Source organism: Flavobacterium omnivorum, from assembly GCF_900099915.1.
Classification (GTDB): domain Bacteria; phylum Bacteroidota; class Bacteroidia; order Flavobacteriales; family Flavobacteriaceae; genus Flavobacterium; species Flavobacterium omnivorum.
The window spans coordinates 22178-48813 of record NZ_FNDB01000012.1 but is presented as its reverse complement, the minus strand read 5'-3'; the positions used below and the strand labels follow the sequence as shown (position 1 = coordinate 48813).

The following is a 26636-nucleotide window of genomic DNA, read 5'->3' as shown; positions in this document are numbered from 1 at the left end:
GTTATATTGTTATTATACCAACGAAGTGGCTGGTAAAGTGCTTTTGTATTTCTTTTTCATACGAGGTAAAAAATTCGGGATCAAAATTAGCTTTTGCCAAATGTTTCATAACATAATCCACCGTTTCTTTGCTAGTTAATACTTTGTCAAAGAACTCATGACGCAGGCGAATTCCAAAAGTATTTATCCCTAAAAAAGTACGGTCTTTTTTGTCAAAGGAGATTCGGATTGCTTTTTTACCGGATTGATGTTCCCAGTAAAAGTGTTCTTCATTTTCTTTGGCGGCAGCCCAAACCCATCCGTAGGTTTGGTATTCAATGTCTAAAAATTTAGCTGAATTGAACCAATGTCCGGGTTTATAAGCTGTACGCGTTCCTGTTAATGTCTGAGCTAGTGCTTCTCCCATCATTCGGCCCGTATACCAAACGGCTTCTATGGGTCGACGCAAATCAATGGCTACATGTTGTTCGGCACAATCGCCAATCGCATAAATATCTTTTATATTTGTTTCTAAGAAACGGTTTACTTTCACTCCTTTTCCTAGTTCAATCCCAGAATCTTTTAAAAAATCAATATTAGGGGAAACACCAGCTGTCAGGCCAACAATTTCACATTCGATGGTTTCTCCTTTATCGGTAACGATGGCTCTAGCGTGTCCTTTTTCATCGGAAATAATTTCGACCAAATTCGTATCTAATCTTAAATCAATGTGATGCTCCAGTATGTGTCGGTTAATGATTTGGCTTTCGCCGAAAGGCAAAACACCATCCCAAAAACTTTTTTCCCGAACCAAGAAAGTTACAGCGATATTGCGAGACCGAAGCATTTCAGCTAATTCGATTCCTATTAAACCTCCGCCCACGATCACGGCTCGTTTGGTGGTAGGTGCCCAGTTTTCTAAAGCTTCTAAATCCGGTTTGTGATAAAGACCAGTAACGCCTTGTAAATCTTGTCCCGGCCATCCGTATTTGTTGGGTTTAGATCCTGTAGCGATTACTAATTTATCGTAAGTTAGTTTGGTATTGTTCTCTAAGATAATTTCTTTTAAATCAGGAACGACAGCAGTTATTAATCCTTGAAGGAGTTCAATTTTGTTTTTTTTCCAAAAATCATTTTCATAAGGTTGTGTATGTTCCCATTTCAGGTGTCCCATAAATACATACATTAAAGCAGTACGAGAGAAGAAAAACTCAGTTTCGGAGGAGACAATACTAATTTTCGAATCTGATTTTTTTCGAATTTGCTGTGCGAGTGTAACTCCAGCAATACCATTACCAATAATGACAATATGTTCCATATAAAATGAATTTGTTCGTTGACTGTTCAATAAAAACAGGCGACTATTGACTTTAAAATTAGTACTTTAAAATGAAAGTAGACTTAGTTTATTTTGTTTTAAAATCAGCAGCAGGTTCAAAATCGGCAACAGCTGCTTTGATGAATTTTATATTTGTCAGTGTTGCTTGTCCTAATTCCTCCGTAAGCCCTTTGCCATCTTTCCATCCCCAGAAAACCCATTTGGTAGCTATAGGAATTCCATCCACTTCTTTATAGTCTAAATATTGAATCGCATGCGGATTTTTCTCGGCATCCTCTTTACCCGCCTTTAATGTAACAATATAAGCCGCTTTTTCAAGTAAATTTGTCTTCTTATCAGCATAAACCACATACCAGTCATCAGGTGCGTCGCCTGTTCCTGATTTAAAAGTTAGCTTTTCAGTGAGGTAGTTTTGTTGGTCTTTTTCTGTATTATCATACGTATTCCAAATTGTACCTGGATCCGTTAATTTATGGGGAAAAAGGAAAAAATATTCCCAAGTGAATGCATCAAATCGAACAGACTCTTCATTTGGAATTGTTGCAGTGTAGAATACTTTATCTTGATCGAAAATGATTTTCGCTCCATTTTTATACTCAATGATTCCTTTTGTGGAATTAGTAAGGATCGTGAATTTGGCATCCATTCTTACTGCACCGCCAAAAGCTAATTTTAAATCAAATTGCACTGCTTCTTTAGCTAAGAATTCTTGTTTATGGTGTGCTTTCTCCACTTTGTCCGTAAATTTCAAGTTTTCTTCATTTGGTTTACAGCCTACAAGCGTTAATATGATGGCTGTTAAAGTAAGGGCAATCTTTTTCATTATCTATTGTTAAATTAATGTATTTGTCTTTTTTATACTCTTCGATTTGTTTTCATAAGAAGAGTTTATAGGATGTGTTTTTTATAATACCGAAGCATACTTTCATTAGAATGGCCTACTCGGCGTTTAAGATGAATGATGCCAAAATGGAATTGCAAACGCCAAACCCCATTTTCGCGGTATCTTCTGGCTGAAGTAACAATACAATCTGGAAGTACCACAAATTGTTTTTTGGCATAAAGCCGAGAGATGATTTCATTATCTTCATAAATAATATATTTTTCATCAAACCCTTTTATTTCCTCAAACAAATTTTTAGTTATAAATAAAGATTGGTCTCCACCGCGGCAGGAAATATGATTGAATCGAGTGAACCACTGTGAAACAATTAAAAGGAGATGATTGTAATCAAATTTTAGTCGGAAACAGCCTGCCAGATTCCCTTTTTGAACCTCATTAGTGATAATCTGATCAAAATACTTTGGTGGGAAACCATCGCAATGAATAAAGTAGAGAATGTTACCAGTTGCTGCTTTAGCTCCTGCATTCATTTGTTTCGCTCTTCCTTTGCCTACTTCAATTAATCGTATATTAAAATTTGTACGTAAACTATCTTGAGAGCCATCAGTGCTACCTCCATCAACAACGATTATTTCAATTGCTTCTTTTTGGAATATTTCACTTTCAAGATGTAACAGCAATTTGCTAATGCTATTGACTTCATTAAAAATAGGGATGATGATCGAAATTTTATTCATTCAAACTCCAATTGTAGTCTTTGTAATTAATTTTTGCTTTACTACTGATTTTTACCGTGCTGTATTGGTTTAAAAAATCAATAACAGAACCTTTTTTCTTAAAATCACCGGAAAACCAATCAAATATTTTAGAGATTTCAATTTTATTTGTTGTTATAGTATTTTTAGTTTTGTCATTAATAAAGCTTTTTGCTGCAGCTGTTAATTGTTGCTCTAATTTTGCCTCGGTATAGGCTTCATTTCGCAAATTGGGACAAGAAAAAGAGGCGCAATTGATGGCAAAATGAATTCTAGGTTCGTCCATTTTGCGCAGGATTTCATGTTCAATTTCCTCTAAACTGTATTTTTTGTTTCCCAAGGTAAAGAATTTTTTACCCCAAGGATCACTAATATCCTTGATGCTTTTGGTTGGATAGTTATCTAAAATTAATTGTACCGTATACGCATTGTACGCATTAATCCAATAGGCAAGAATAGCGTTTTTAGACCAGGATTTTGCAGGAACATTAGCAGATAATTCGTTTAGATACAACTTTAACTCTTTACTGTCTTTTTGAAATCCTTTGTAATTTACGGTTCCATTTTTAGCAACATTTTTTTGCAATAATACATTCCATTTAGCATGATTCATTGTCGGAGCGGCTGTTGCAACTACAGTTTGGTATGCGGAAATTGGAATTTCTGGATTATTTTTATTTTTTCCACAGGAAAGCAGTGGAAATAGAAGTAGGGTTAAAAAATATTTTTTCATCAGTATTAATTTTAAATTATATAATATAGACCGTCATCAACCTCGTTCCTGACACCAAATAGTAATTATTTTTTCAAAGGATAAATTTCTTGCTTGATAAAATCTTTTGGAAACTCATTTTCATCATCAAAACCAAGTTCGATGTCTCTTCCGTCTGAAGGTATGTAGTTGGTTTTGAATATATAGTCCCATATACTTAGTGAAATTCCAAAGTTGGCGCCATATTTATTTGGCATTTTTTTACTGTGATGCCAAATATGCATTTTGGGATTATTTAAGATATATTTTAAAAATCCGTAGTCCCAACCTATATTAGCGTGATTCAAATGGCCTATGGCAATCGAAACGAAGTGGACGATAAACACATCTTGAAGATTTACGCCGCCAATAAGAATAATCGGAATGTAAAGTATTGATTTATAGACTAAAGGTTCCATCCAATTGTACCTAAAATGCGCTGCAAAACCCATTTCCTTCACACTGTGATGAGTTTTATGTATTTTCCATAAGAAAGGAACACTATGTAGTAAACGGTGAACATTCCATTGAATAAAATCGCTAATGATGAAAAACACCAATAATGCTAATGGTTTAGGTAACTCAGATATAGAAAAAAGCTGAATAGACATAAGTTCTAGTCCAAATACATGCAGTATGTCATTTATAAACTGCTCCATTACATTAGATAGAGCAATGAGTAGAATTAAATTGAGCAGGAAAAAATTAAAAAAAAGATAAAAGAGATCCAGCCAGAAATCTTTTCGGAAAATGGCTTGTTGTTTTCTCCAAGGAAAAACGATTTCAAGGAACCATACGACCAGAGAAATAGCAATTAGTCCATAAAAATAATTATCCCACTTCCAGTATAAAATTTCGTTTTTCAGATAATTTAAATAACCGCTGTAGGAATTTAGGAAGATGTCAATGTATTTTTCCATTTGTGGTATGCAATTGTTCTGTTGGTGCTATTTGTGACACCGTTTAATTAACTTTTTTCATCGTACTTGCTTATAGGACGGTGCTTAACTTGGCCCAATCATAACTACTTCGTTTTAGATCATCAAAGGTATCAATATCATTTAAGCGATCCAAGAGGCAAATTTTATAACTTTCTAAATCCCTTACAGTAGCTTCAAAAACCGTGCTAGTTCCCCAGTCTTTATTTTGGAAAATAAGAGTATTGTTTTTCTTTAATCCTAATAAATAATAACCGCCATCTTCAGCGGGCCCTATTACAACATCATGATCTCTAAGTTTTTTAAAGGCTGTTTCAATAAGCGCTACTTTTAAGTCAAATAAATCACTACCTATAATAATACAATACTGATAGCCCATTTCAAAAAGAGATGTAAAGGCATCTTGCATTCGTTGTCCTAAATCACCACTAGCTTGCCTTTTTTTTTGATAAAAATCTTGCGACCAAATATCCTCTTTGACAATAACAGAATCATAAAACACAAATTTATCGCAGTTAATAGCCTGTGTTTCATTTTTGGTATGCAACAGCAAATCGGTGTAAACAGCTAATGCTTTTTCGTCTCCAATAGTTTTTGCAAGTCTGGTTTTTACTTTTCCTAATTCAGGGTTACGAGTAAAAATTATAAGTGCATCAGTTTTCATAAACCTTAATTCCTTTTGTTAAATAAATACTCCATGCTTTGTTATAAGCGTGTACGCTATCAGTCACTTTATTGTGATTATTTACAACTTTTCCGCCATAATTTTTATATTCAAATATGCCACCGTACAAATTGTAGACATTTTTATAGCCCATTTTGAGAAGTTTTTCACCAATTTTTTCGCTGCGAACACCTATAGAACAATAAACAATAATAGTTGCACTTTTATCTTTGACAGTTGCCTTAACAGTGTTGGACTTAAAATTATCAAAGCCCACAGGAATGGAATTTCTGATATGACTGACATTGAATTCTTTGGGTTCTCTGGCGTCCAAAAAAATTAGATTTTTTTTGTCTTTAAGGTCTTTCACTTTTATATACGGAACCGTCTCTTGATTGAGTTTTTTCAACACTTGTGGAATGCTGTTTTGTGCAGACAAAGCAACTGAAAAAAGGAAACCGATAAAATAAATATAGAAGCGCATGTTTTTTTCATAAAGGTATCTAATTTATTAGACGTCTAAAAACTTATTTACTGACAGTGCACGTTTTAAACAAGACAAAAAAAAATAGTTTGAGTCATAACAGTACTTCTGCAATCGTGCTGAATCCTTTTTTTAAGGAATTACCCTAAATTTTTATATCAAATCTATAGCAATACACGTTATTTATCTGTAAATTAGCATTAGCTTGTACTAAAATTATTAATTAATAAAAACTATTATGAAAAATCTAGGCCTTTTTTGTTTGCTATTGACTTGTATTGGACTCGGAAGCTGTAAAAATAATCAAAGTGAAAAAATCATTGAAGCTAAGGAAGCCAAAGAGTTAGTAAGCGAACAGTGCTATAAAGCGGTTTATGAAAAGGACACGCTTGATTTGAAAATTAACACGTTCAAAGATGGAGAAATAACAGGTGATATGGTCATGGCAATTGCTAATATGCCGAAAAAGGTAGGTGAAATTGTAGGGGAATTTAAAGGTGACACCTTATTTGCTAGCTACACTTTTATCCAAGGTACTGATAAAGAAAAAACATTTAAAAATCCTATGGCATTTTTAAAAAGAGGGAATGAACTCATTTTAGGAAATGGACAAATCCAAATCACGCTGGGAGCTTCTCACTTCGTAAAAGGAGAGCCTATCGATTTTGAAAGAGTAAAATATAAATTTTCCGAAGTGGATTGTGTTGAAAAACAATAAAGAAGGAGGGAGCAAAAGCTCCCTTTTATTTTTTTAATATATACTGGTTTATGCCTTTATCTATAAGCCATAAATACACAAAAAAAAATAGTTTTTTGTATATAATTTCATCTTCGACGTTTTATTTTAGCTCTATCTTATCGATCAGTAGTTTGAAATTTTCATTTTTTTTGTTTCCTATTAAAAAAGTGATTTCGTTGATAAAATCTTCCGAAAAATTAGATCGATTGAGCCTTCTTCTGCGCCAAGAAGGGTACATGTCTTTCAAGGGTGTTTTTATTTCTTGCCATTCACCTGAAGTCGAAAAGGGCATTATGTAGGAGTAATAATCACTATAATTGGATTTTATGCTCAATTGATATTCTTTGCCATCCCGCCGAAGTTTAGCGACTATACTAGTAAATTGCTTTAATTCTGTTTTTTGAAACCTATATCGAACAGATGAAAAACCTCCATTATTATCCAATGATACGCTGTCTTCGAAAACACCAAAACTATCTTCATTTAATTTAAATGTGCTGAAACATTCTCCTCCCATCACAACGTCATCAATAATAATACAATCTTTAATATTTGAATATTTATCAAAATCAAAAAAATATTGGAGTTTATTGAAGACAATAAAATAATCATAAATAGTACTTTTTTCATAACAATTAAGCTTTTAATTTTTACTATTTTTAGTTGGTAGTTTATATTGATATAATGGTAATTAGAATATTGTCACGAAGTTAGTGATTTTTGAAATGCACAAAATTTATAAAGTGCTAGGGTCTAAAATTGCAAATAAATCCGTCCATTTTTTATGATTTCCCTGATTTTTGTAACGGTCAAAATATAAATTTTGCTCGATACTAATTTTTTTCTGTTATCAAGATTATAGACTTTATAATTTTCCTCTAAATTAGAATTAGCTTGGGATAATGAGAAAGAAAATTAGAAGTGTTGGTTAATATACTATTTTTCATATCTTTAAAAATAAATCAAACCACTATGAAAAATAAATTAATGCTTTTGCTGCTTTTTAGTAGCACAATTTTGCTGGCTCAAGATACGTATATTCAATGTGGTAAAATTATAGATACCAAAACCGGAAAAGTCCTAACTAATAAAACCATAATAGTTTCTAACAAAAGTATTAAAGCCATTCAAGACGGTTTTATAAATCCTACAAATCCTGTAGATAAAGTCATCAACTTGAAAACCAAGACGGCTATGCCTGGCTGGATAGATATGCACGTACACCTTGAAGAAGAAACCTCTCCAACTCGCTACGTGGAAGAATTTACGCAAAACGATGCAGATGTCGCCTTTAACTCCATAGGTTTTGCTAAAACAACCCTTATGGCGGGCTTTACTACAGTACGTGACCTGGGTGGCTCAGGGATTAATGTTTCGCTTAGGAATGCCATTAATCAAGGCAAGGTGGTAGGCCCAAGAGTACTAACTGCCGAGAAAGCACTAGCTTCCACAGGAGGACATGCAGACCCAACAAATGGGTATCGTAAAGACTTAATGGGAAGTCCAGGTCCAAAAGAAGGAGTGGTTAACAGCCTTGAAGATGCAAGACAAGCTGTGCGACAACGTTATAAAAACGGAGCCGACTGGATCAAAATAACCGCTACAGGAGGTGTTTTGTCTGTTGCCAAAAGCGGGAGTAATGCACAATTTACACAAGAAGAAATAGAGGCTATCGTAGGGACAGCTAAAGATTATGGAATGCAAGTTGCCGCTCATGCTCATGGAGATGAAGGTATGCAACGCGCCATTAGAGGTGGTGTAAAAACGATCGAACACGGAACAGAAATGAGTGAAGCCACTATGGATTTAATGATCAAATACAATGCTTATTATATTCCAACACTCTCAGCAGGAAGTTACGTGGCAGAGAAGGCACTTATCCCTAATTATTATCCTGCTATAGTGGTGCCAAAAGCATTGGCTATTGGACCAAAAATTAAAGCTACTTTCTCGAAAGCATACAAAAAAGGAGTACCTATTGGATTTGGTACTGATGCAGCAGTGTTTCCTCATGGCGATAATGCTAAAGAATTTATTTATATGAATCAAGCAGGTATGCCCATGATGAAAGCCATCCAAGCGGCCACAATAGTAAACGCCAAGATATTGGAGATGGATCAACAAATAGGAGCAATAGAACCCGGCTATTTGGCCGATATAGTTGCCACAAATGCTGATCCCACCGAGGATATAAATACGGTTACTAACGTAGTATTTGTAATGAAAGATGGTTTGGTTTACAAACAATAATTTGAAATGCCATTCCAAATGTAATTAGATATTTAAAGGAGTTACCGCAGGAAATATTTCCTGAGGAAGCTTTCTATCTTAATCTTTGGACTTTTCACCATTTTTAATGTTATAATGCTGAAGAACTTCTTTTAATTTCACCATTCGAAATGCAATAATAAACCAAATCTGTTTTTTTTTTAAATTATCAGGTAGGTAGCTATGTATGTGTTACGTACTATTATTTTATTTGTTTTAAATAGAGTTAAAATTATGCGCTTTATTTCGTCTCCATTTATCTTCTAATTTTTTTTTCTTGCTGTAAATTATTACATTTGTTAACGTCTTATACCAAGTTTGCAATCCATTAAATTTTAAATTTTGTAATTCTGGATTAAAAATTCATGTTCAAACTGTATCGAATTATAGTCTGCTATAGCAAAAAATGGACTTTAAATCCCAAATTATTTATTCTCGATTCAGGCAGATACAGTCTTAAATGGATTTAATGAGCTTAAAAACTAAGCAGTTGGACCTATTTAATGTCGAACTATAAAATGAGTGAAATAATATTTAACATAGGAGTCATATAAGCATTAAACCTTAAATGACCTTATTGTTATTTAAGGTATATAAGCCTAACAAATCAAACTTAAATGACTTATATGGTAAAAAAAATGCGCCATTGTTTTATTCTTATTGCTTATATTGATATTTGTGAAAGAAAGGCAGACGAATAATCGAAAATCAAGTATAGCGTTTATGTTGCTGAATTTGTGTTTGAAGGTAAATATATTTTGGAGTAAGTTTGCAAAATCAATAGTAGCAAAAAGAAATATATCATCAATTAGTATTAATTTAAAAAAAGCATAAAAGTGCTTAAGCCCTATATAGTATGAATTTTTAATAATCTAAAAAAAATTGAAGCACATCTCATTAACCAGAATAATAAAGAATTTTGTCAATGACAAATATTAAATTCGCTAAGAAAATAGTATAAGTTACTGTTGCTTAAACTGAAAAGTGGAACTCTTTTTTCTTTGACAATACCATCCTTTTTTAAGTAAAAGTAGAAGTTAGAAGAAAATTTTATGTGCTTCTCAAGTTCGCTAAGAAATAGGTTTACATTAGTATCACTGCAGGCACCCTAGTGTAGTGGACAAGTAAAAAAATATCAAAAATTAAAAAGGAGCTTGTTTAGTTTTAAGATGTTACGTGTGAATAGGTTATTTAGATTTCAAAAAACGAATAGGATTACTAAAATACTGGTTCCCTTTTTAAGGAGCATACGTATTCGGATTAATGTCTTTTGTCAATACGGTACTTCATTCAGCTTTAATAGCTAAAAAATTAAATTTTTTTAATCGTAAAACGTTGTCATAGGTCAAGATTTACTACTGTTATTATTTTTAATTTTGAAAAAAACAAAATATTATTTAGGTAAATCCTTTTTAACATTCTATTTGAAGGATTAAAAGTAAAATAATTAAGGTTTTTATAGTCTTTTTCAATTCCATTTTTAAAAAACAAAATGAAACAAGTTACTCTTAGCAATCAAGTATTGTATTTATTAAGTATATCAGCAGGCCTAGTAGTTGCTAATTTGTATTACAATCAGCCCTTACTTCATCAAATCTCGGTTAGTTTTAATGTGTCAGAGCCAGAGGTGAGTAATGTTGCTTTATTTACCCAATTAGGATATGCTTTAGGTTTATTATTTATTATTCCTTTAGGTGATAAGGTTTCTAATAAAAAAATACTGCGATTGGATTTTTTAATTGTGGTTATCGCTTTATTAATAGCCGGATTGGCTAATTCGCTGCTTGTATTAATTTTAAGTAGCTTTATAGTTGGTTTTACCTCCGCATTACCGCAATTGTTTGTTCCTATGGCTGCCCAACTTTCTGACGATGAAAATAGGGGAAGAGCTATTGGCATTGTTATGAGTGGACTTTTGATTGGTATTTTGGGGAGTCGTGTGATTAGTGGTTTTGTAGGAGAACAATTTGGATGGCGTGTGATGTTTTATGCAGCTGCAGGAATGATGATTATCTTATTTGTAATCTTAAAGTATAAGTTGCCCACCATTGAACCAGTATTTAAGGGTAGTTATGCAAGTTTGATGAAATCGCTTTACCATTATTTTAAAACCGATGCTTCATTGCGTTTGGCTACCTTAAGAGGAGGATTAGCCTTTGCTGGACTAAGTGCTTTTTGGACCACTTTGGTATTTTTGATGCAAGATTCTTTTGGGTATGGAAGTACGATCACGGGTGCGTTTGGAATCCTTGGGATTGTTGGGGCTCTGGCAGCTACTTTTGTTGGGAAAATTAGCAATACTGTAAGTAATAATTTGGTCATTATGGTAGCTATTTTGCTGCTAATAGTTTCTTGGATTGTATTATTATTTTCTGGAAATTCTCTTGTAGGTTTGATGATTGGTATTCTTCTCGTTGATTTAGGGATACAAGCTTTACATATTACGAATCAGAAAATTATCTTTTCAAAGAGTCCAGAGGCTAGGAACAGGGTGAATACTATTTATATGGTTGGTTTTTTTATTGGTGGTGCTTTTGGAACTGTTGCTGGAGCGTTGGCTTGGGAAAATTATAAATGGCTTGGGGTATCGGCACTTGGAATTATTTTGTCTGTTTTAATTTTGATTGTGCATCTTATATTTAGAAAAATCTAAATTTTTAGGATTAGAATATACTTTTGGAATCAAAAAGGAGAAGGTAGTATTACCAAATTATTTCTAGAATGTAAGTGTAGTATTGCGAGTGATATGATGTAAGCTCCACAGGTTTTGGGATTGATCCACTGGATTCCAGATACTTTTAGGAATGATCATCAAACAAGGTACCTGCCGAATTAGATTTAAAGTGTGAAATGAAATTATGCTTCAATTACAATTTAATCAAATTCAACCGTTAGGTGTAGTAAAACATAGGATTTTGTAAAAACAGGAAGATATTGAAATGAAAAAAGCACCCTTGTGAGGTGCTTTTCGCGTAGAAAGAGGTTCTTCTTTAATCCGCTTCAAGCCAATGGATTCAATGCTTTACAAAGCTATATTTTACAGGGGACCAACGAGGGGACCAACCGAACTAGAAATTTTCATAGTACTAATTCATATAAATATATATAAATGTTTATTCTAATTTCTATAAGAAGTCTTAATTTGTTAGTTAATTTTGATTGATAATTTAAAAAATATTGTAATTTTATTTTTTTTTGTAATTATAGCATAAACTAAGTCCCAACTTATTAAAACACAAATACCTAATGATCTCCTTAAAAATTTTCTTGATTGAAGACGATCCTTTTTTTGGAGAAGCTTTAAAATACCATTTGAAGCTAAATCCTGATTTTGATATTCATCTTTTTAAAACCGGAAAAGAGTGTATCAGTAATTTATATCTAAAGCCAGATATTATATGTTTAGATTTTGGTTTACCTGACATAACAGGGGATAAACTGCTAAAAAAGATTCAGGAAACAAACAACAAAATCCCAATTATTATTATAAGTGGTCAGGAGGAGATTGAGGTTGCTGTCGACTTTTTAAAATCGGGTGCCAAAGATTACATTATTAAAAATGAACATACCAAAGACATTCTGTGGAATTCTATTATCAAAATCAGAGAAAATCTTCAATTAGTTAACGAGGTAGCCGATTTAAAGGAACAATTAGAGCAAAAATTTAGTTTTGAAAAAACAATAATTGGACAAAGTGATGCCATAAAAAATGTTTTCAACAAAATACACAAATCTATTAATAGCAATATAAATGTTTCGATTACGGGCGAAACAGGAACAGGAAAAGAAGTGGTTGCCAAGGCGATTCATTATAATTCGGAAAGAAAAAACAAGCCCTTCATCGCAATAAATATGGCTGCCATTCCCAAAGATTTAATGGAAAGTGATTTTTTTGGTCACGAAGCCGGCGCTTTTACGGGTGCCAATACCAGAAATATTGGAAAATTTGAACAAGCCAATGGAGGTACCATCTTTCTGGATGAAATTGCCGAATTAGATTTGAATCTTCAAAGTAAATTGTTGCGGGTTTTACAAGAAAGAGAAGTCGTTCGTTTAGGCGGAACAACTAAAATAAAATTCGATGCCAGATTGATAATTGCTACCCATAAAGATTTGGCCCAAGAAGTAAAAAATGGAACTTTTAGAGAAGATTTATATTATAGAATTATCGGGCTGCCTATTGAATTACCTCCCTTGAGAGAACGTGGAAATGACACTTTGTTGTTAGCCAAATATTTTATTGACTTATTTACAAAAGGCAATAAAATGAAGCCAATTACGGTATCAAAAAAGGCCAAAGACAAGTTATTAAAGTACCCGTTCCCTGGAAACATTCGAGAATTAAAAGCGGTTATCGATTTAGCGTGTGTAATGTGCGAAAACAATGAGATTTTGCCGGATGACCTTACTTTCAACAGCATTCATAACACGGATTTTTTCCTATCTGTAGAAAAAACTTTAAAAGAATATACCGCTGAAATCATCTTGCATTATCTAAAAAAGAACCGAAACGACGTTTTAAAAACAGCAAAAAAATTAGATATCGGAAAATCAACTATTTATAATTTAATTCAATCTTCTGAAAACGCCAAATAGACGGATCAATTCAACTTCTTTTAAACATTATGAATGAAAATCTCCCAATACCAAAAAATGAAGTATCTCGTTTAGATGCTTTGGCTCAATACACTATTCTTGATACTTTACCAGAAGAAGAGTTCGATCGTCTCACACAATTAGCGTCAATAATATGCGGAGTTCCCATTGCATTAATTACTTTAATCGATAAGGAAAGGCAGTGGTTTAAATCTAAAATTGGTTTGGATACACCCGAAACTCCTAGAGATATTTCCTTTTGCCAATATACAATTAATGGTGAATCCCTTTTTGAAATTGAAGATGCAACAAAGGATGAACGTTTTTTAAGCACCCCTTTAGTAACAGACCAACCCAATATCCGATTCTATGCCGGTTATCCATTAATTGATCCCGATGGCTATGCACTTGGTTCTCTTTGTGTAATGGATAGAGAAGCTCGAAAATTAACTGCCGACCAGAGGCGGGCATTGACACTCTTAGCAAATGAAGTGGTTTCACAAATTGTATCACGTAAAAAAAATGCTGAAAAGCATAAATTAGAAAAAATGTTCAACCTTTCAATTGATTTGATATGTGTGGTTGGTAGTGATGGATATTTCAAAAAAATGAACCCTGCATTTACATTAACTTTAGGTTGGACAATAGAAGAATTGCTTGCAAAACCGTTTTATGACTTCATTCACCCTGATGATGTTACTACCACTTTTAATGAAATTAAAAAATTAGCAACAGGAGAAAAAACGATAAACTTCGAAAATCGGTTTATAACAAAAAATGGCGATTACCCGTCAATAAGCTGGAATGCTATTTCTGATGAAATAACAGGAGAACTTTACGCAGTTGGACGTGATATTAGCGAACAAAAAAAAGCAGAAGAAAAACTAACGGAATACAAACATTTTTTTTACAACACAGCTAACTTTTCTTGTATTGCAAATGTGGAGGGTTATTTTGAAGTCATTAATTCAAATTTTGAAAAGGCATTAGGTTATAGCGAAAGAGAATTGCTCGAAAGTCAATTTCTGAGTTTCGTACATCCTGATGATATTGATTTAACCCTAAAAGAAATTAAGAAACTGCAAAGAGGTGCTACAACTATAAATTTTGAGAACAGGTATCGCAAAAAAGACGGAAATTATTTGTGGTTCGATTGGCACGCAACTCCCAATCGTGTCACCGGAAAAATTTACGCAATTGCCCGTGATATAACTGAACAAAAAAAAGCAAAAGAGTTGCTAACACAAAGCGAGGAGCACAACCGTTTTATAATGAATTCTTCTCCAAATTCAATTGTAACTATCAATAGCTTCAAGAAAATAACTTTTTGGAATCTACAAGCCGAAACTGTTTTTGGCTGGAAAAAAGAGGAAGTGTTAGGAAAGAACATGATTGATTTATTAATTCCTTCGCGCTACCGGGATACGTGGAACAAAGTAATAGATAAATACCCTAAAAATGAGAAAAATCCATATTGTAATCAACTGCTAGAATTAACTTTACTCCATAAAACTGGAAACGAATTTTATGGAGAAACTTCCATAACGCTAATTGTTCAAGATGGCATACGCTATTACAGTGGCTTTATTCAAGATATTACCAAAAGGAAGGAAGCCGAAAATCAACTTACTCATAGTGAAAACCGCAACAAACTCATTATGAATGCTTCCTTAAACGCCATTATAATGATTGATATTAAAGGAATAATTACGTTTTGGAACCAGAATGCAGAAATTATTTTCGGATGGAATAGTGAGGAGGTATTAGGAAAAGAATTGTCCAAAATAATTATTCCCAATCAGTACGTCGAAGCTCATCATAGAGGAATGAAACATTATCTCAGAACAGGCGAAGGAGCGGTTCTGAACAAACCTTTAGACATGATGGCTCTAAATAGAAAAGGTATTGAATTTCCAGTTGAAATGTCAATAATTCCAGTCAATGAAAATAATCAAGTTTTTTTCTGCGCCTTTATTCAAGATGTTTCAGAAAAAAAGACAGCAGAAAATATTCGAAAAATTCAAGAGGAGAAATTCCAAAACGTAATAACACACATGAACCTGGGATTGATAGAAGTGGACAATAACGAGATTATTAAATATGCAAACCAGAGTTTTGCCGCCATAATAGGTTACGAAATAAGCGAACTTGTAGGCAGAAATTTAATAGATTTTTTTGATTCTCAAGACAATTTGGACATTCTTACTTCCAAAATCAAACTCAGACAACAAGGCGTTTCAGACATCTATCAAATCCCGATCAAAAAGAAAAGTGGGGAACTGAGATGGTTGACAATTAGTGGAGCTCCCAACTACGACAGCAAAGGAAATGTAATAGGTTCGATAGGAATTCATCTGGATGTAACAGACCAAAAAAAATTGGAGTCCGATCTTGAAAAAGAAAAAACAAACGCGTTAAAATCGTCCAAAGCCAAAGAAGTATTCTTGGCCAACATGAGTCACGAAATACGAACGCCCCTTAATGCAATTGTAGGTTTTCTAAGGGAATTAGATAAATTGGAACTTACCGGGCTTCAAAAGGACTATATCAATAACTGCTCCATAGCCTCCAAGCATTTACTGGCCATCATCAATAATATTTTAGATATTTCAAAAATCGAATCTGGAGAAATGAGTCTTGAATCTGTAGATTTTGTCTTTGAAAAATCCATTTCAAATGTTACAACAGTGTTGCATCCAATGCTGAAACAAAAAGGATTGGATTTTAACATCACTATTTCAAAAGAAATAGCAAATGTATTGGTAGGAGACGCTATGAAACTGCAACAAATTTTATACAACCTTGTTGGTAATGCCATAAAATTCACTAGCACAGGTAGTATTTCAATTAATTGTGAAGTTGTTGACGACAGCACTTTCTCCCAAAAATTAAAAATTTCGATATCGGATACCGGGATAGGAATGGAAAGCAGCTTTGTTTCGACTATTTTTAATAAATTTTCGCAGGAAGATATAGAAACCAACCGGAAATATGGTGGTACCGGTCTGGGCTTGTCGATCACCAAGGAGCTTGTCGAATTAATGGGAGGCACAATTGAGATCGAAAGCGAAAAAAATAGGGGAACAACTATTTACCTTTACCTCAATTATCCCAAGTCAGGCACGGAGAACACCGCTGACCTGAATATTATTAAACCCGTTATCAGATTAAAAAACATTTCAATTCTTCTGGTTGAAGATAATTATTTTAACCGATTGGTGGTCCAAAATACATTGCAATATTATAATTGCGAAGTAACCGAAGCTGAAAATGGTTTGGAAGCCGTTGAGATTTTGAAAAATAGAACCTTCGACATTATTCTTATGGATATCCAAATGCCATTAATGGGTGGTATCGAAGCAGTCCTAATTATTAGAAACGAACTAAATCTTTCAACGCCCATTATTGCGCTTACCGCAAATGCATTTAAAACAGAAATTGATAAATGCAAAAAAGCAGGCATGAACGACTATGTTGTAAAACCTTTTGATGAAGTAGTTTTACTACAGACTATTGTAAAATACACCATAAATAAAAATGGTATACCATCTTTAGATAATGAGATGAACCCAAATCAACCCCTTTATAACTTGAACTTTCTTCATAATTCGAGTAGCGGCGATGATGAATTTGTGGTTAAAATGGTAGGTGTCTTTGTGGAACAAACAACAGCAACTATTGAAAAAATAGATGCAGCGTTGGAATCAAATAATTTTCTGGAAATTAGCCAATTAATCCATAAAATAAGACCCAGCACTGATCATATGGGTGTTCTGTCTATTCAGAGTGAAATGAAAACTTTAGAAAAAATAGCAAAAGAAACACAAAATAAAGGGCAAATTACAGCTATTTATACCATGGTTAAAAAAACATTACAACTTGTAATTTCCCAACTTCAGAATAATGAATTAAACGCATAAAGTTTTCTTTTTATTGAAAATAATAGCTATTTCTGTCATTGCGAACGCAGTTCGGTAATCTCCTTACCGATCCGTAATCTCCAGCAGCTCTGACGCATGGATAGAAAAAGGTAATCATCTTGCTTTTTTCAAAAGTTGGAATACTTTCCAAAAAATGGAAAAAAACAAACTACATTATTTTATTAAAACCCTCAAAATAAACCACTTAAACTTTTGGCTTGCTTTTGGCTTTCCTGTTATCGAAATAGTTAGATAATATGCAAAATCAAAATTCATTCAAATTTTTTATAGTAGACGACGATGTTTTTTGTGCAAAAATGCACGAACAATATTTGTTAAATCTAAACTACAGCAATATTAAATGTTTCAGTAATGGGAATGATTGCCTAAATAATCTAAATCAAAATCCAGACATTATTTTCTTGGATCACAACATGGATGGAATAACAGGATTGGAAGTTTTAAAAAAAATAAAACGCTACAATCCTAGCATTTATGTGATAATGGTTTCGGGTCAGCAAAATATTAAAATAGCTGTTGATGCACATGAGTATGACGCCTATGACTATATAATTAAAGACAATTTAGTGTACGATAAAATGACATTTATTATCAATAAAATTAGTTCGGTGAAAGAAGCGATGAAAAAATCGACCTCAACTTTTATTGAAATCTCTAAAAATTCATTTTTAGACCCTTCATTAGAATAAGTAATATGAACACCAAAAAAATAAAAATAGTTGTATTATTCTTGTTAGGCTTTGGGCTGCTAACAGCACAAGCACAACAAGCAATCACTGCCACAGGCGGAGATGCTTCTGGAAGCGGAGGAACAGTTGCTTACTCGGTAGGGCAAATTGTTTATACCACTAATACCGGTACAAACGGTTCGGTAGCACAAGGCGTTCAACAGTCCTACATAATTTCTATTGTGCTGGGTATAGAAGACAATGCCACTAAATTGGAATTAACAGCTTACCCAAACCCTACTACCAATTTTTTAACGCTTAATGTAGGTAACGCTGAACTTTCAACTTTGAGATTTCAACTTTACGACATCAGCGGAAAATTAATTGAAAGCCGAAAAATAATAAGTAGCACCGAAACAATTGGTATGGAAAATTTACCAAGTGCCATTTATTTTTTGAAAGTGGCCAACAATAACCAAGAAGTAAAAACATTTAAAATAATTAAAAAATAAAAACTATGGAGAAGATATATTCAATCATAGCAGGGCTTTTATTAACGGTAAGCGTATTTGCACAAGCCCCACAAAAAATGAGTTACCAAGCCGTAATTCGCAACAATAGTAACGCATTAATAACATCAGCACCTGTAGGAATGAAAATTAGCATATTGCAGAGTTCATCAACTGGTGCAGCTGTATATGTAGAAACCCAAACACCAAGCACCAACTCCAATGGTTTAGTAAGTTTACAAATTGGAATGGGTACAGTTTTAACAGGTACATTTTCGGGTATCAACTGGTCAGCTGGCCCTTATTTTATAAAAACAGAAACCGACCCAACAGGCGGAACCGCTTACACCATCGCTGGTACAAACGAATTAATGAGTGTGCCGTATGCTTTGTTTAGTGCAAACGGAACGGCTGGCTCAACTGGTGCTGCCGGTCCAAATATAATTACTGTATCCACGACAACAACCCAAACTGGGTTATTAACAGGAAATGGTGCAAATGTTTCTGCTGTTCCCGCAACTACAGCAAGTATTTCTGCTTCTGTAGACAAAAACTATGTTACCAATGCTCAACAAACTGTCCTTGGAAATACAAGCAATACAAACACAGGTGACCAAACAACCATAACCGGAAATTCAGGAACAGCCACAGCGCTTGCGACCGCAAGAACAATCAACGGTGTGCCGTTTGACGGGACAGCAAATATTACGATAACCGCAGCAGCAGGTGGAATGCAATATTTTGAAAAAGAGTTAGTTTCTGACGGGGAAAATAGTATTGCTTTAACATTCTCTTTGGGTGTTTTCTCTAAAATTCATTATAATGGAGCTTTACTAAAACAAAATCAATGGTCAGGAGTTGGTCTTACTACTTTAACATTAATTCTTGACACAAGGCAAAACGATAAATTAACAGTTACAAATTAAATATTAACTTAAAATCTTGCAGTGTATAGATAAACTGGGTAAAACAAATAAAAAAACAATAAATAAAAGTAATAAACCAAATGTCAGGGTTGGTTTATTTGTAATGAGAAACAACCTTGACACAAAATTAATAAACATAAACAATTAAAATCTTGCAGTGGTATAGATAAACTGAGTAAAATTATGAAAAAATACATACTAACAATCGCATTATTTGCAATTTCCTATTTAGGATTTTCGCAAACTACACCAACAGCCCAATTGAGAGTTGCAGATCGAACAACTGCTTTTGGCCAAAATCTGCCTGCTGGAACGCAAATTTATGTTGTGTCTGATTCTACTTTATGGCAAGTAAAAGTCGGAATTGCTTCTACACTAACAGTTACCACTGCCTTAACTAGTTTGATATTAATTAACAGTAGTGTCAATTACAGTGTTGAAACATTTGAAGCAGCCGCTACACCGGACACGTACACACTTTCAAAAATTCCAATAACAGATACAATTGGGTTAACTGTTATGATGAATGGAGCTGCATTGAGACCAACTACTGATTATACAAGTTCTGGGGCTACTCTGACTATTATTTCTGCTCAATCACAATATGATAAATTTGTAGTATCGTATACTTATACTACCAATTAATATTGCTATGTTTCTGTAGGATGATTTTCTTTAACCTGCAGAAGCATAGATTGAGTTTTTAAAGTTTTATTATAAAGGAATACAAATTTTAGATTCCTCACTTTGTTCGGAATAACAATCTTGGTTTATAGGAAGAGCGGGCGATCCAATTTCATCGTAACTCCAGCTCTCCCTTATTTGCTATCAAAAGTCTTGTCATTCCGAAGTGAGGAATCTTTTTTTTATTTGCTTTTATTTGTGTTCTAATAAATGATTACTAAATAATACATTAAATTGAAAAACTTAATTATTTTATTTCTGTTTTTACCTTCCCTGATGTTTGCGCAGGTGCCACAGGTGCCACAGGTGCCACAGGTGCTGGTTGCACCTTCAGTATTAATGAAGATAGCTGACGCAACAACTATCTTTGGTGCTAATTTATCCGTTGGTACACAAATTTATGATATAGCTAATGATAAATCGTATGCTGTTAAAACAAAAATAATCTACACTGAAACAATTACCACTGCCGCAGCATCTTTGAGCTTGATTAACACCGCTGGTTATAGTTCTGTTACTGCTTCTTCAATTATCTCAACTACTTCAACTACAGATGTAGTTATTACAGACATGACTAAAACTCTAGTAGAGGCTGGTATGTATTCAATTCATTTTAATGGGCAATTAAACATCCCCGCAGCTAATTATACAACTGGTTTTAGCACTGCTACTGCGGCTGCAGATTTAAATTTAATTTATAACGACATTATGGCAATACCTGTAACCGGTACCCATGCACTTACTTTTGGAAGTGGGGAAACGCTTCTTCCTGGAGTTTATAATGTAGCGGGCGCGGCATCAATTGCCGGCACTCTTACTCTAAATGGTAATAATGAAATAAACCCTATATTTATAGTTAGAGCCAATGCAGGAGCATTTAATACAGGGGCTGGTACTAATGTAATTTTAACAAACGGAGCAACCGCAAAAAATGTTTTTTGGATTGCCGATGGAGCAGTTGGTCTCGGTGCTAGTACAAATATCTCAGGAACCTTATTTTCTCATGGAGCTGCTGTTGCAGGAGCTAATACCACAGTAAACGGACGATTATTAACTACATTGGGAGCAATTTCTTTCGGAGAAGGTACACTTACTTTGCCAACAGGCAATAGCATTATAAATTTCAGGAGCTTGTCTAATTTCGTAATATTTACCAGTTCAGGTGGAGTTGCCAATACTGGTGCTTCTGTATATAATGGAGATATTGGAACAGGTGGAGGTGCCATCACAGGCTTTGCTGCAACTGCAACTGTAAATGGAACTATCTTTCAATCAGGATCAACTACGGTTGTTACCCCCATTAATCATATGGCTACTTTTAGCCTTTATAAAAATGGCGTCTTAATTCCTAATTCTAGCAGAACAAGAGTAGAATTACCATCGGATATTTCATTACTAGCCCTTACTAAAATTGAAGTGGATGACACCATAGATGTGAGATGGAAAATTGATGAACAAAAGTCTGATGGTATCGAAATAAATGTTCTTAATAGAATTTTGACATTGATTAGAGTAGGAAACTAACCAAACGGTACTCGTTTAAAATATAAAACAAAATTCAGCATGAAAAAATTTCACGCAACATAAAATTTTAGGTACTAACGGGCCTATAATTCTTTTGGTCTTATTCTTTTTAATCCAAATACTAGAAATACAAGCGCAATACATGAAGAATTCAATAACAGGGTTTGAGGCTGCTACTGTAAATGGTACTAGATATCTTCCTGGTGTTGATAACAATGCATTAGCTACTTTTAGTATTTATCAAAATGGAGTTTTAATTGCTAACTCAAGTAGAACAAGAACATTGAATGTAAATACGGTGGATGTATCATTACGGGCTATAGCTACTGTAGCTGATGGGCAAGCTATTGATATTAGATGGAGAGTAGATTCAGGAACAATAACTTTTACAAATAGGATATTGACATTAAATAGAGTACAATTGTGATATACGAAAATAGAAATTTCTCAATACTTGCAGATAAAATTCAGTTTGTTTCTGGTTTGCCAAAAACACGATCAGGTTAAATTATGATTTTGTATTAGCAGAATCAACTCAAAAAAACAATTTAAATTATGGAAATAATTCATATTGTCCTTGGGAAAGCCAATTTCAAAAGAATGAATAGTGTCAATAAAGTAGTTCATCAATTGGCCAGAAAACAAGTGAATTTTGAGGTAAAAGCATCCGTCTTGGGCATTACAAAGTACAAAGATAATAATTATTGCGAACGCAATTTTGAAACGTAGTTGTTTTTGAAACAACGCAATCCTTTTGCCATTGCAGAAGAATTGAAATCTGCTATAATCGGAAAAAAAGGCAAAGCTATTTTTCATCTTCATGGTGGCTGGATTCCCGTTTTTTATTCCTTGGCAAAATTGCTGGATAAATAACAAATCAAGTTTGTTTTTACGCCCCATGGAGCCTACAACGTCATTGTAATAAAAAGGAGTTTTTGGAGCAAGAAATTGTATTTTTCCCTGTTTGAAAAAAAATTAGTCAAAAGGACATTAAAAATTCATTGTATCGGAAAAAGTGAAGTGAATGGATTAAAGAAGATATTCGAAGATAAAAAATCTATTATATTGCCTTACGGATTTGAAAATGACAAAGTAATACTTATCGGAAGAACCGCTAATGCAACTATCGTTTTTGGATTTATTGGACGATTGGATATTTATACTAAAGTGCTTGACACTTTGCTAAAAGCTTTCACCAAATTCAAAAAAAACCAACCCGGATCGGAGCTATGGATTGTTGGGGACAGTAGCGATAAAAACATTTTGGAGAACCTAATAAAAGGTAAATCTCTCGAGGAAAATGTATTTCTATTTGGAAGCAAATTTGGAGCTGATAAAGAGGATTTATTGAAAAAAATGGACATTTTCGTGCATCCGTCCAGAAACGAAGGATTGCCATTATTTGTTATTGAAGCGGCCAGTTTTGGCAAACTTCGTATTGCCACTGATGCGACTAACAGAGGCACCCAGATAAAGAATTGCGAGGCTGGAATTACCATTTATTCACAAAGCAGCGCCCAGCTTTATCATCACTAGAATATGTTTTTATTAATTCAATATATTTTTCTTCAATACCGTTCACCAGAGATTTTAAATAGTTCTATAGGCTAATTTCATTGTCAACTCGAAGAGTATTTTTAAGTCTATTGGTTTTAGACCAACGTTCCCGTAAAATGGTTTTTGAGGTTGAAAATGTGGAGTTGTCATTTCCTATAAAGATTTTACCATAGATTATAGTTTCTCCAATTTGATTTTTTTGTCTCCCTTTAGGTAGAAGCTCACTTTAAGTTTTTTCATGTTTTACATTTTAAATTTTTACAAACGCACTTTTGAAAGTTGCCCAGCTCAAATTATAGTTGACAATTGTCAACTATTTGGTACCCTAATTTGCGTATGGATTGATAGGTTACCAAATAGGGTACCTGTTGAATCCGATTTAAAGTGTAAAATGAAAATAGACTTCATTGAACAATTTAATTAGGATTAACTCTTAGGTGTAGTAAAATATGGGATTTTGTAAATAAAGGAAAGTATTGAAATGTAAAAAGTCCCATATTTGAGGGGCTTTTCGCGGAGAAAGAGGGAGTTGTTTTCCTCTCTTTATTTCAGTGTTTACGATGTCTCGCAAACTATTTTAAAACAAGGGTCTCGATTGTACTCCTACGATTTATAGGTAAAAAATCATGTAATCTTAACGCTGTAAAAATAGTGATAATTAAAGGTTTATCAAAGTAAAAAAAGGTCTTTCATTGTTTAAAATTTGAACTGGTTGAGTACTATTATTGAAAAGGAATCGGTTCAAAATTTAGTTGCCTAAAACATAAATTCTATCCAATTATAAAAGGTTCAACTTGTTCAATTTTTAAGCTCGTGTTTTGGCAGAATTCTTCGATTGATACTAACTCATTCTGGAGCTTATTGAGCTCCTTTCTTATTTTTTGTAGTAGTATAATGCTTTGACGATAACTCTTTCCCGTTATGCGTTGTATATCTTTTGGATAGATATATATTCTCTTATTTTCGGTTCTCATACTTTATCTATGGCTTTGATTGGGAGTTGCCTAACTTGAAACCTTTATGGTTCAAGTTCTAGCACTCCATAAAAATAGTAAATAATTCCTTTCGTTCAGAAGCGACAATTTACTCCTATTTATGATGGGTGTAAATGGGTATTTATGTCAATTACTGCCATTTGTATCACAAAGTGACATATGGAATAGGAGACTCTTTTTTAGGTGGTTTAATTGACTAAAATTTGTTTCATAATCAATCTAAAGGATTACTTGATGCCCGTTATGATAATGTATAGTTGTAGATAACAATTAAGTTGCAATTACTATTTCTGTTTTAATTTAATTTCTGTTAAATTTATAATTATTCTTTCGTTTATATAAATTTTAAAAACAATAGGAATAATATTTTTATATATTTGCTAGTAGAGAAGTGAATTACAAAATTATATTTGTGAATATCCCACTAACACTCCTCTAAAAAAACGTGTAATTCAATTAATGTCAGAAACAAAAATTTTTAGCGAAAAATTATTGGTTAGTGAACTCAAAAATCACAACGAAAAAGCATTTCGTACTCTTTTTGATTTGTATTACCAGGACATTTATGGGTATAGTATAAGCCTTTTAAAATCAAAAGATTTTGCCGAAGAGAATGTTCAAGAAGTATTTTTGAAAGTTTGGCTGCATCGGGAAAATTTAAATTTAGAGCAATCTTTTAAATCTTATTTATTTACAATTGCCAGAAATCAAGCTTTTAACTTTCTGAATAAAGCGGCTAATGAGGTTTTGCTGAAAGAAGAAATTTTCTATAAAAGTCAAAAATCTCATGAGCAGGGAGATTACTCCATTCGAGAAGCAGATTGCAAAAAATTAAAAAAACAAGCAATCAGAGAATTACCACCAAAACGGAAACTTATTTTTAAAATGTCCCGCAAGCAAGGTAAAAGTTACGGAGAAATCAGTCAGGAATTAGGAATTTCTGTAAACACTGTAAAAAGCCAAATGAGTAAAGCACTTGAATCGCTGAGACTCTTTTTTAAGGCACATGATGGAATTCTATAAATAAGGTCTTATTTTTTAAACACAATCACTCTTTATGGGTGATTTTTTTTTGAAAATAAATTTTCAATATTAGTTATTAAAATATTGGTAATTAGTTGATTATGTGTTTTGTTATTGGTGCTTATTTTTTATTTTGTTAAAATTTAAAAAATTTACAACGTTAGAGTAGTAGTCAAGTCTTTCTCAACTGTATTATATAGAACAGGAACACAAAAACCATCATAATGAATGAAAATTCAGAAATAAAAAGCGTACTCCAAAAGTTTATTTTAGGACAATGTACCCCAGAAGAAACTAATACAGTTATTGATTACTATAGAAAGAACAAACTCACAACCGATTTTCCCGCTGTGGAAGATATCAAAACTTTGCTAGAGGTTATTCCTAAAATGGATGAATCAACTGCAAAGACACTATTTTCAAATATCTTGAGTAGTGCTAAAGAGATTGAACAGACTGCCCCTAAAACTAAAAAAGTACCCTTTAGGACCTACATGGCTGTTGCGGCCTCTCTTGTTGTTTTATTGTCAATAGGGTTGTTTTATCAACGTGATTTTTTTAAACCCAATAGTGACTTGATCTTAAACAATAATGAAATCACTTTACAACTTGAAAATGGTGAAATCCAAGTTATTTCAAATACTAGTAAGTCTCCGGTAAAGGATTCCAGAGGAAATGTTGTTGCGAATCATAATGGAAACAAAATTGTATACGATACCAAAACCACTTTAGAAAATATCGTTTATAACACGATAAAAATCCCCTACGGAAAACGTTTTGAGTTAGAATTGTCAGATGGAACTGTTATCCATCTTAATTCAGGGAGTACTTTAAAATATCCAGTGAAATTTATTGCAGGAGAAAATAGGCAAGTTTTTCTTGAAGGGGAAGCCTTTTTTGATGTGAGCAAAGACAAAGCACACCCTTTTGTGGTCCAAGCCAATAATTTGAATATCCGGGTTTTGGGAACTCATTTTAATGTTTCCAGTTATCCTGAAGATGCTTTGACTGATGTTGTATTGGTAGAAGGTTCCGTTGGATTATATACCCAAAATGAGCAATTTGATGTTACAAAAAATATTGTTTTAAAGCCCGGATATAAAGGAAGTTTTAATAGAAAAGAAGGGACAATTGAGACAAAATCCGTCTTAACAACGGTATATACCTCTTGGATGCAAGGGCGATTGACTTTTAGAAATATGAGTTTTGGAGATATATCAAAAAAACTAGAAAGACACTATAATGTTACCATTGTAAATCAAAACAAAAAATTGTCAAACGAGAAATTTAATGCCACTTTTGGAGATGAACCAATAGAAAAAGTATTGAGCTACTTTAATGAGATTCATGGCATCAAATACACCTTAAAAAATAATGAAGTACTAATTAAATAACCTTAAAACCAATGAAAAATGAAGCGCTAAAACAGCCAGAATAAAAAAATCGGAAAGA

General features: G+C 33.3%; 24 protein-coding genes. 16 read left to right on the top strand and 8 right to left on the bottom strand.

Features of this window, described 5'->3' with window-relative positions; genetic code table 11:
- Position 1: 1 nt before the first annotated feature.
- From BLS90_RS11700 to BLS90_RS11670, 7 genes are all read right to left on the bottom strand, one after another.
- Positions 2 to 1297 (bottom strand): NAD(P)/FAD-dependent oxidoreductase, encoded by a 1296-nt coding sequence (locus BLS90_RS11700; protein WP_091257907.1) that lies wholly within the window; start codon positions 1295 to 1297, stop codon positions 2 to 4.
- 88 nt (positions 1298 to 1385) lie between these two features.
- Positions 1386 to 2141 (bottom strand): DUF6503 family protein, encoded by a 756-nt coding sequence (locus BLS90_RS11695; RefSeq protein ID WP_091257906.1) that lies wholly within the window; start codon positions 2139 to 2141, stop codon positions 1386 to 1388.
- Positions 2142 to 2206: 65 nt separating this feature from the next.
- Positions 2207 to 2899, bottom strand: a complete 693-nt coding sequence (locus tag BLS90_RS11690) for a TIGR04283 family arsenosugar biosynthesis glycosyltransferase (protein ID WP_091257904.1) — start codon at positions 2897 to 2899, stop codon at positions 2207 to 2209.
- The gene (locus BLS90_RS11685) at positions 2892 to 3650 is read right to left on the bottom strand and encodes a DUF547 domain-containing protein (RefSeq protein ID WP_091257903.1); all 759 of its coding nucleotides are present in this window, start codon (positions 3648 to 3650) and stop codon (positions 2892 to 2894) included. The genes BLS90_RS11690 and BLS90_RS11685 overlap by 8 nt, the downstream gene beginning before the upstream one ends.
- A gap of 65 nt (positions 3651 to 3715) precedes the next feature.
- Positions 3716 to 4588 carry a sterol desaturase family protein gene (locus BLS90_RS11680; protein WP_091257901.1) on the bottom strand — a complete coding sequence of 291 codons (873 nt, stop codon included), beginning with the start codon at positions 4586 to 4588 and terminating at the stop codon, positions 3716 to 3718.
- Between the two features lie 70 nt (positions 4589 to 4658).
- Complete coding sequence (locus BLS90_RS11675; RefSeq protein WP_091257899.1) at positions 4659 to 5270, bottom strand: TIGR04282 family arsenosugar biosynthesis glycosyltransferase; 612 nt, start codon at positions 5268 to 5270, stop codon at positions 4659 to 4661.
- Entirely contained in the window at positions 5260 to 5754 is a 495-nt protein-coding gene (locus tag BLS90_RS11670; RefSeq protein ID WP_091257896.1) for a rhodanese-like domain-containing protein, read from the bottom strand. The genes BLS90_RS11675 and BLS90_RS11670 overlap by 11 nt, the downstream gene beginning before the upstream one ends.
- 238 nt (positions 5755 to 5992) lie before the next feature.
- Between BLS90_RS11670 and BLS90_RS11665 the strand changes: the two genes are divergently transcribed.
- Entirely contained in the window at positions 5993 to 6472 is a 480-nt protein-coding gene (locus tag BLS90_RS11665; RefSeq protein WP_091257894.1) for a hypothetical protein, read from the top strand.
- 121 nt (positions 6473 to 6593) lie between these two features.
- Here BLS90_RS11665 and BLS90_RS11660 read toward each other — a convergent pair whose 3' ends face one another.
- Positions 6594 to 7094: a CIA30 family protein gene (locus BLS90_RS11660; protein ID WP_091257893.1), complete on the bottom strand. Its 501-nt coding sequence runs from the start codon at positions 7092 to 7094 to the stop codon at positions 6594 to 6596.
- Positions 7095 to 7465: 371 nt separating this feature from the next.
- Between BLS90_RS11660 and BLS90_RS11655 the strand changes: the two genes are divergently transcribed.
- The 15 genes from BLS90_RS11655 (at position 7466) to BLS90_RS11585 (ending at position 26578) form a co-directional block, all read left to right on the top strand.
- Positions 7466 to 8743 (top strand): metal-dependent hydrolase family protein, encoded by a 1278-nt coding sequence (locus BLS90_RS11655; protein WP_091257891.1) that lies wholly within the window; start codon positions 7466 to 7468, stop codon positions 8741 to 8743.
- Positions 8744 to 10253: 1510 nt separating this feature from the next.
- The gene (locus BLS90_RS11650) at positions 10254 to 11414 is read left to right on the top strand and encodes an MFS transporter (protein ID WP_091257889.1); all 1161 of its coding nucleotides are present in this window, start codon (positions 10254 to 10256) and stop codon (positions 11412 to 11414) included.
- A gap of 593 nt (positions 11415 to 12007) precedes the next feature.
- Entirely contained in the window at positions 12008 to 13357 is a 1350-nt protein-coding gene (locus tag BLS90_RS11645; protein WP_091257887.1) for a sigma-54-dependent transcriptional regulator, read from the top strand.
- 29 nt (positions 13358 to 13386) lie between these two features.
- Positions 13387 to 17277, top strand: a complete 3891-nt coding sequence (locus tag BLS90_RS11640) for a PAS domain S-box protein (protein WP_091257885.1) — start codon at positions 13387 to 13389, stop codon at positions 17275 to 17277.
- Between the two features lie 257 nt (positions 17278 to 17534).
- Complete coding sequence (locus BLS90_RS11635; RefSeq protein WP_091257883.1) at positions 17535 to 17987, top strand: response regulator; 453 nt, start codon at positions 17535 to 17537, stop codon at positions 17985 to 17987.
- Positions 17988 to 17992: 5 nt separating this feature from the next.
- The gene (locus tag BLS90_RS11630) at positions 17993 to 18478 is read left to right on the top strand and encodes a T9SS type A sorting domain-containing protein (RefSeq protein ID WP_091257880.1); all 486 of its coding nucleotides are present in this window, start codon (positions 17993 to 17995) and stop codon (positions 18476 to 18478) included.
- A 5-nt stretch (positions 18479 to 18483) separates the two neighbouring features.
- Positions 18484 to 19401: a hypothetical protein gene (locus BLS90_RS11625; RefSeq protein ID WP_091257879.1), complete on the top strand. Its 918-nt coding sequence runs from the start codon at positions 18484 to 18486 to the stop codon at positions 19399 to 19401.
- 183 nt (positions 19402 to 19584) lie between these two features.
- Positions 19585 to 20046: a hypothetical protein gene (locus BLS90_RS11620; RefSeq protein ID WP_091257877.1), complete on the top strand. Its 462-nt coding sequence runs from the start codon at positions 19585 to 19587 to the stop codon at positions 20044 to 20046.
- Between the two features lie 273 nt (positions 20047 to 20319).
- Positions 20320 to 21609: an ice-binding family protein gene (locus tag BLS90_RS11615; protein WP_245705101.1), complete on the top strand. Its 1290-nt coding sequence runs from the start codon at positions 20320 to 20322 to the stop codon at positions 21607 to 21609.
- Positions 21610 to 21751: 142 nt separating this feature from the next.
- Positions 21752 to 22036: a hypothetical protein gene (locus BLS90_RS11610; protein ID WP_091257873.1), complete on the top strand. Its 285-nt coding sequence runs from the start codon at positions 21752 to 21754 to the stop codon at positions 22034 to 22036.
- 128 nt (positions 22037 to 22164) lie between these two features.
- Positions 22165 to 22338, top strand: a complete 174-nt coding sequence (locus BLS90_RS16905; RefSeq protein WP_175455475.1) for a hypothetical protein — start codon at positions 22165 to 22167, stop codon at positions 22336 to 22338.
- Between the two features lie 6 nt (positions 22339 to 22344).
- Entirely contained in the window at positions 22345 to 22482 is a 138-nt protein-coding gene (locus tag BLS90_RS16900; RefSeq protein WP_175455474.1) for a hypothetical protein, read from the top strand.
- Between the two features lie 147 nt (positions 22483 to 22629).
- Positions 22630 to 23145 (top strand): glycosyltransferase, encoded by a 516-nt coding sequence (locus BLS90_RS11605; RefSeq protein WP_175455473.1) that lies wholly within the window; start codon positions 22630 to 22632, stop codon positions 23143 to 23145.
- A gap of 1475 nt (positions 23146 to 24620) precedes the next feature.
- Complete coding sequence (locus BLS90_RS11590; protein WP_091257869.1) at positions 24621 to 25184, top strand: RNA polymerase sigma factor; 564 nt, start codon at positions 24621 to 24623, stop codon at positions 25182 to 25184.
- A gap of 224 nt (positions 25185 to 25408) precedes the next feature.
- Complete coding sequence (locus BLS90_RS11585) at positions 25409 to 26578, top strand: FecR family protein (RefSeq protein ID WP_091257867.1); 1170 nt, start codon at positions 25409 to 25411, stop codon at positions 26576 to 26578.
- Positions 26579 to 26636 lie beyond the last annotated feature (58 nt).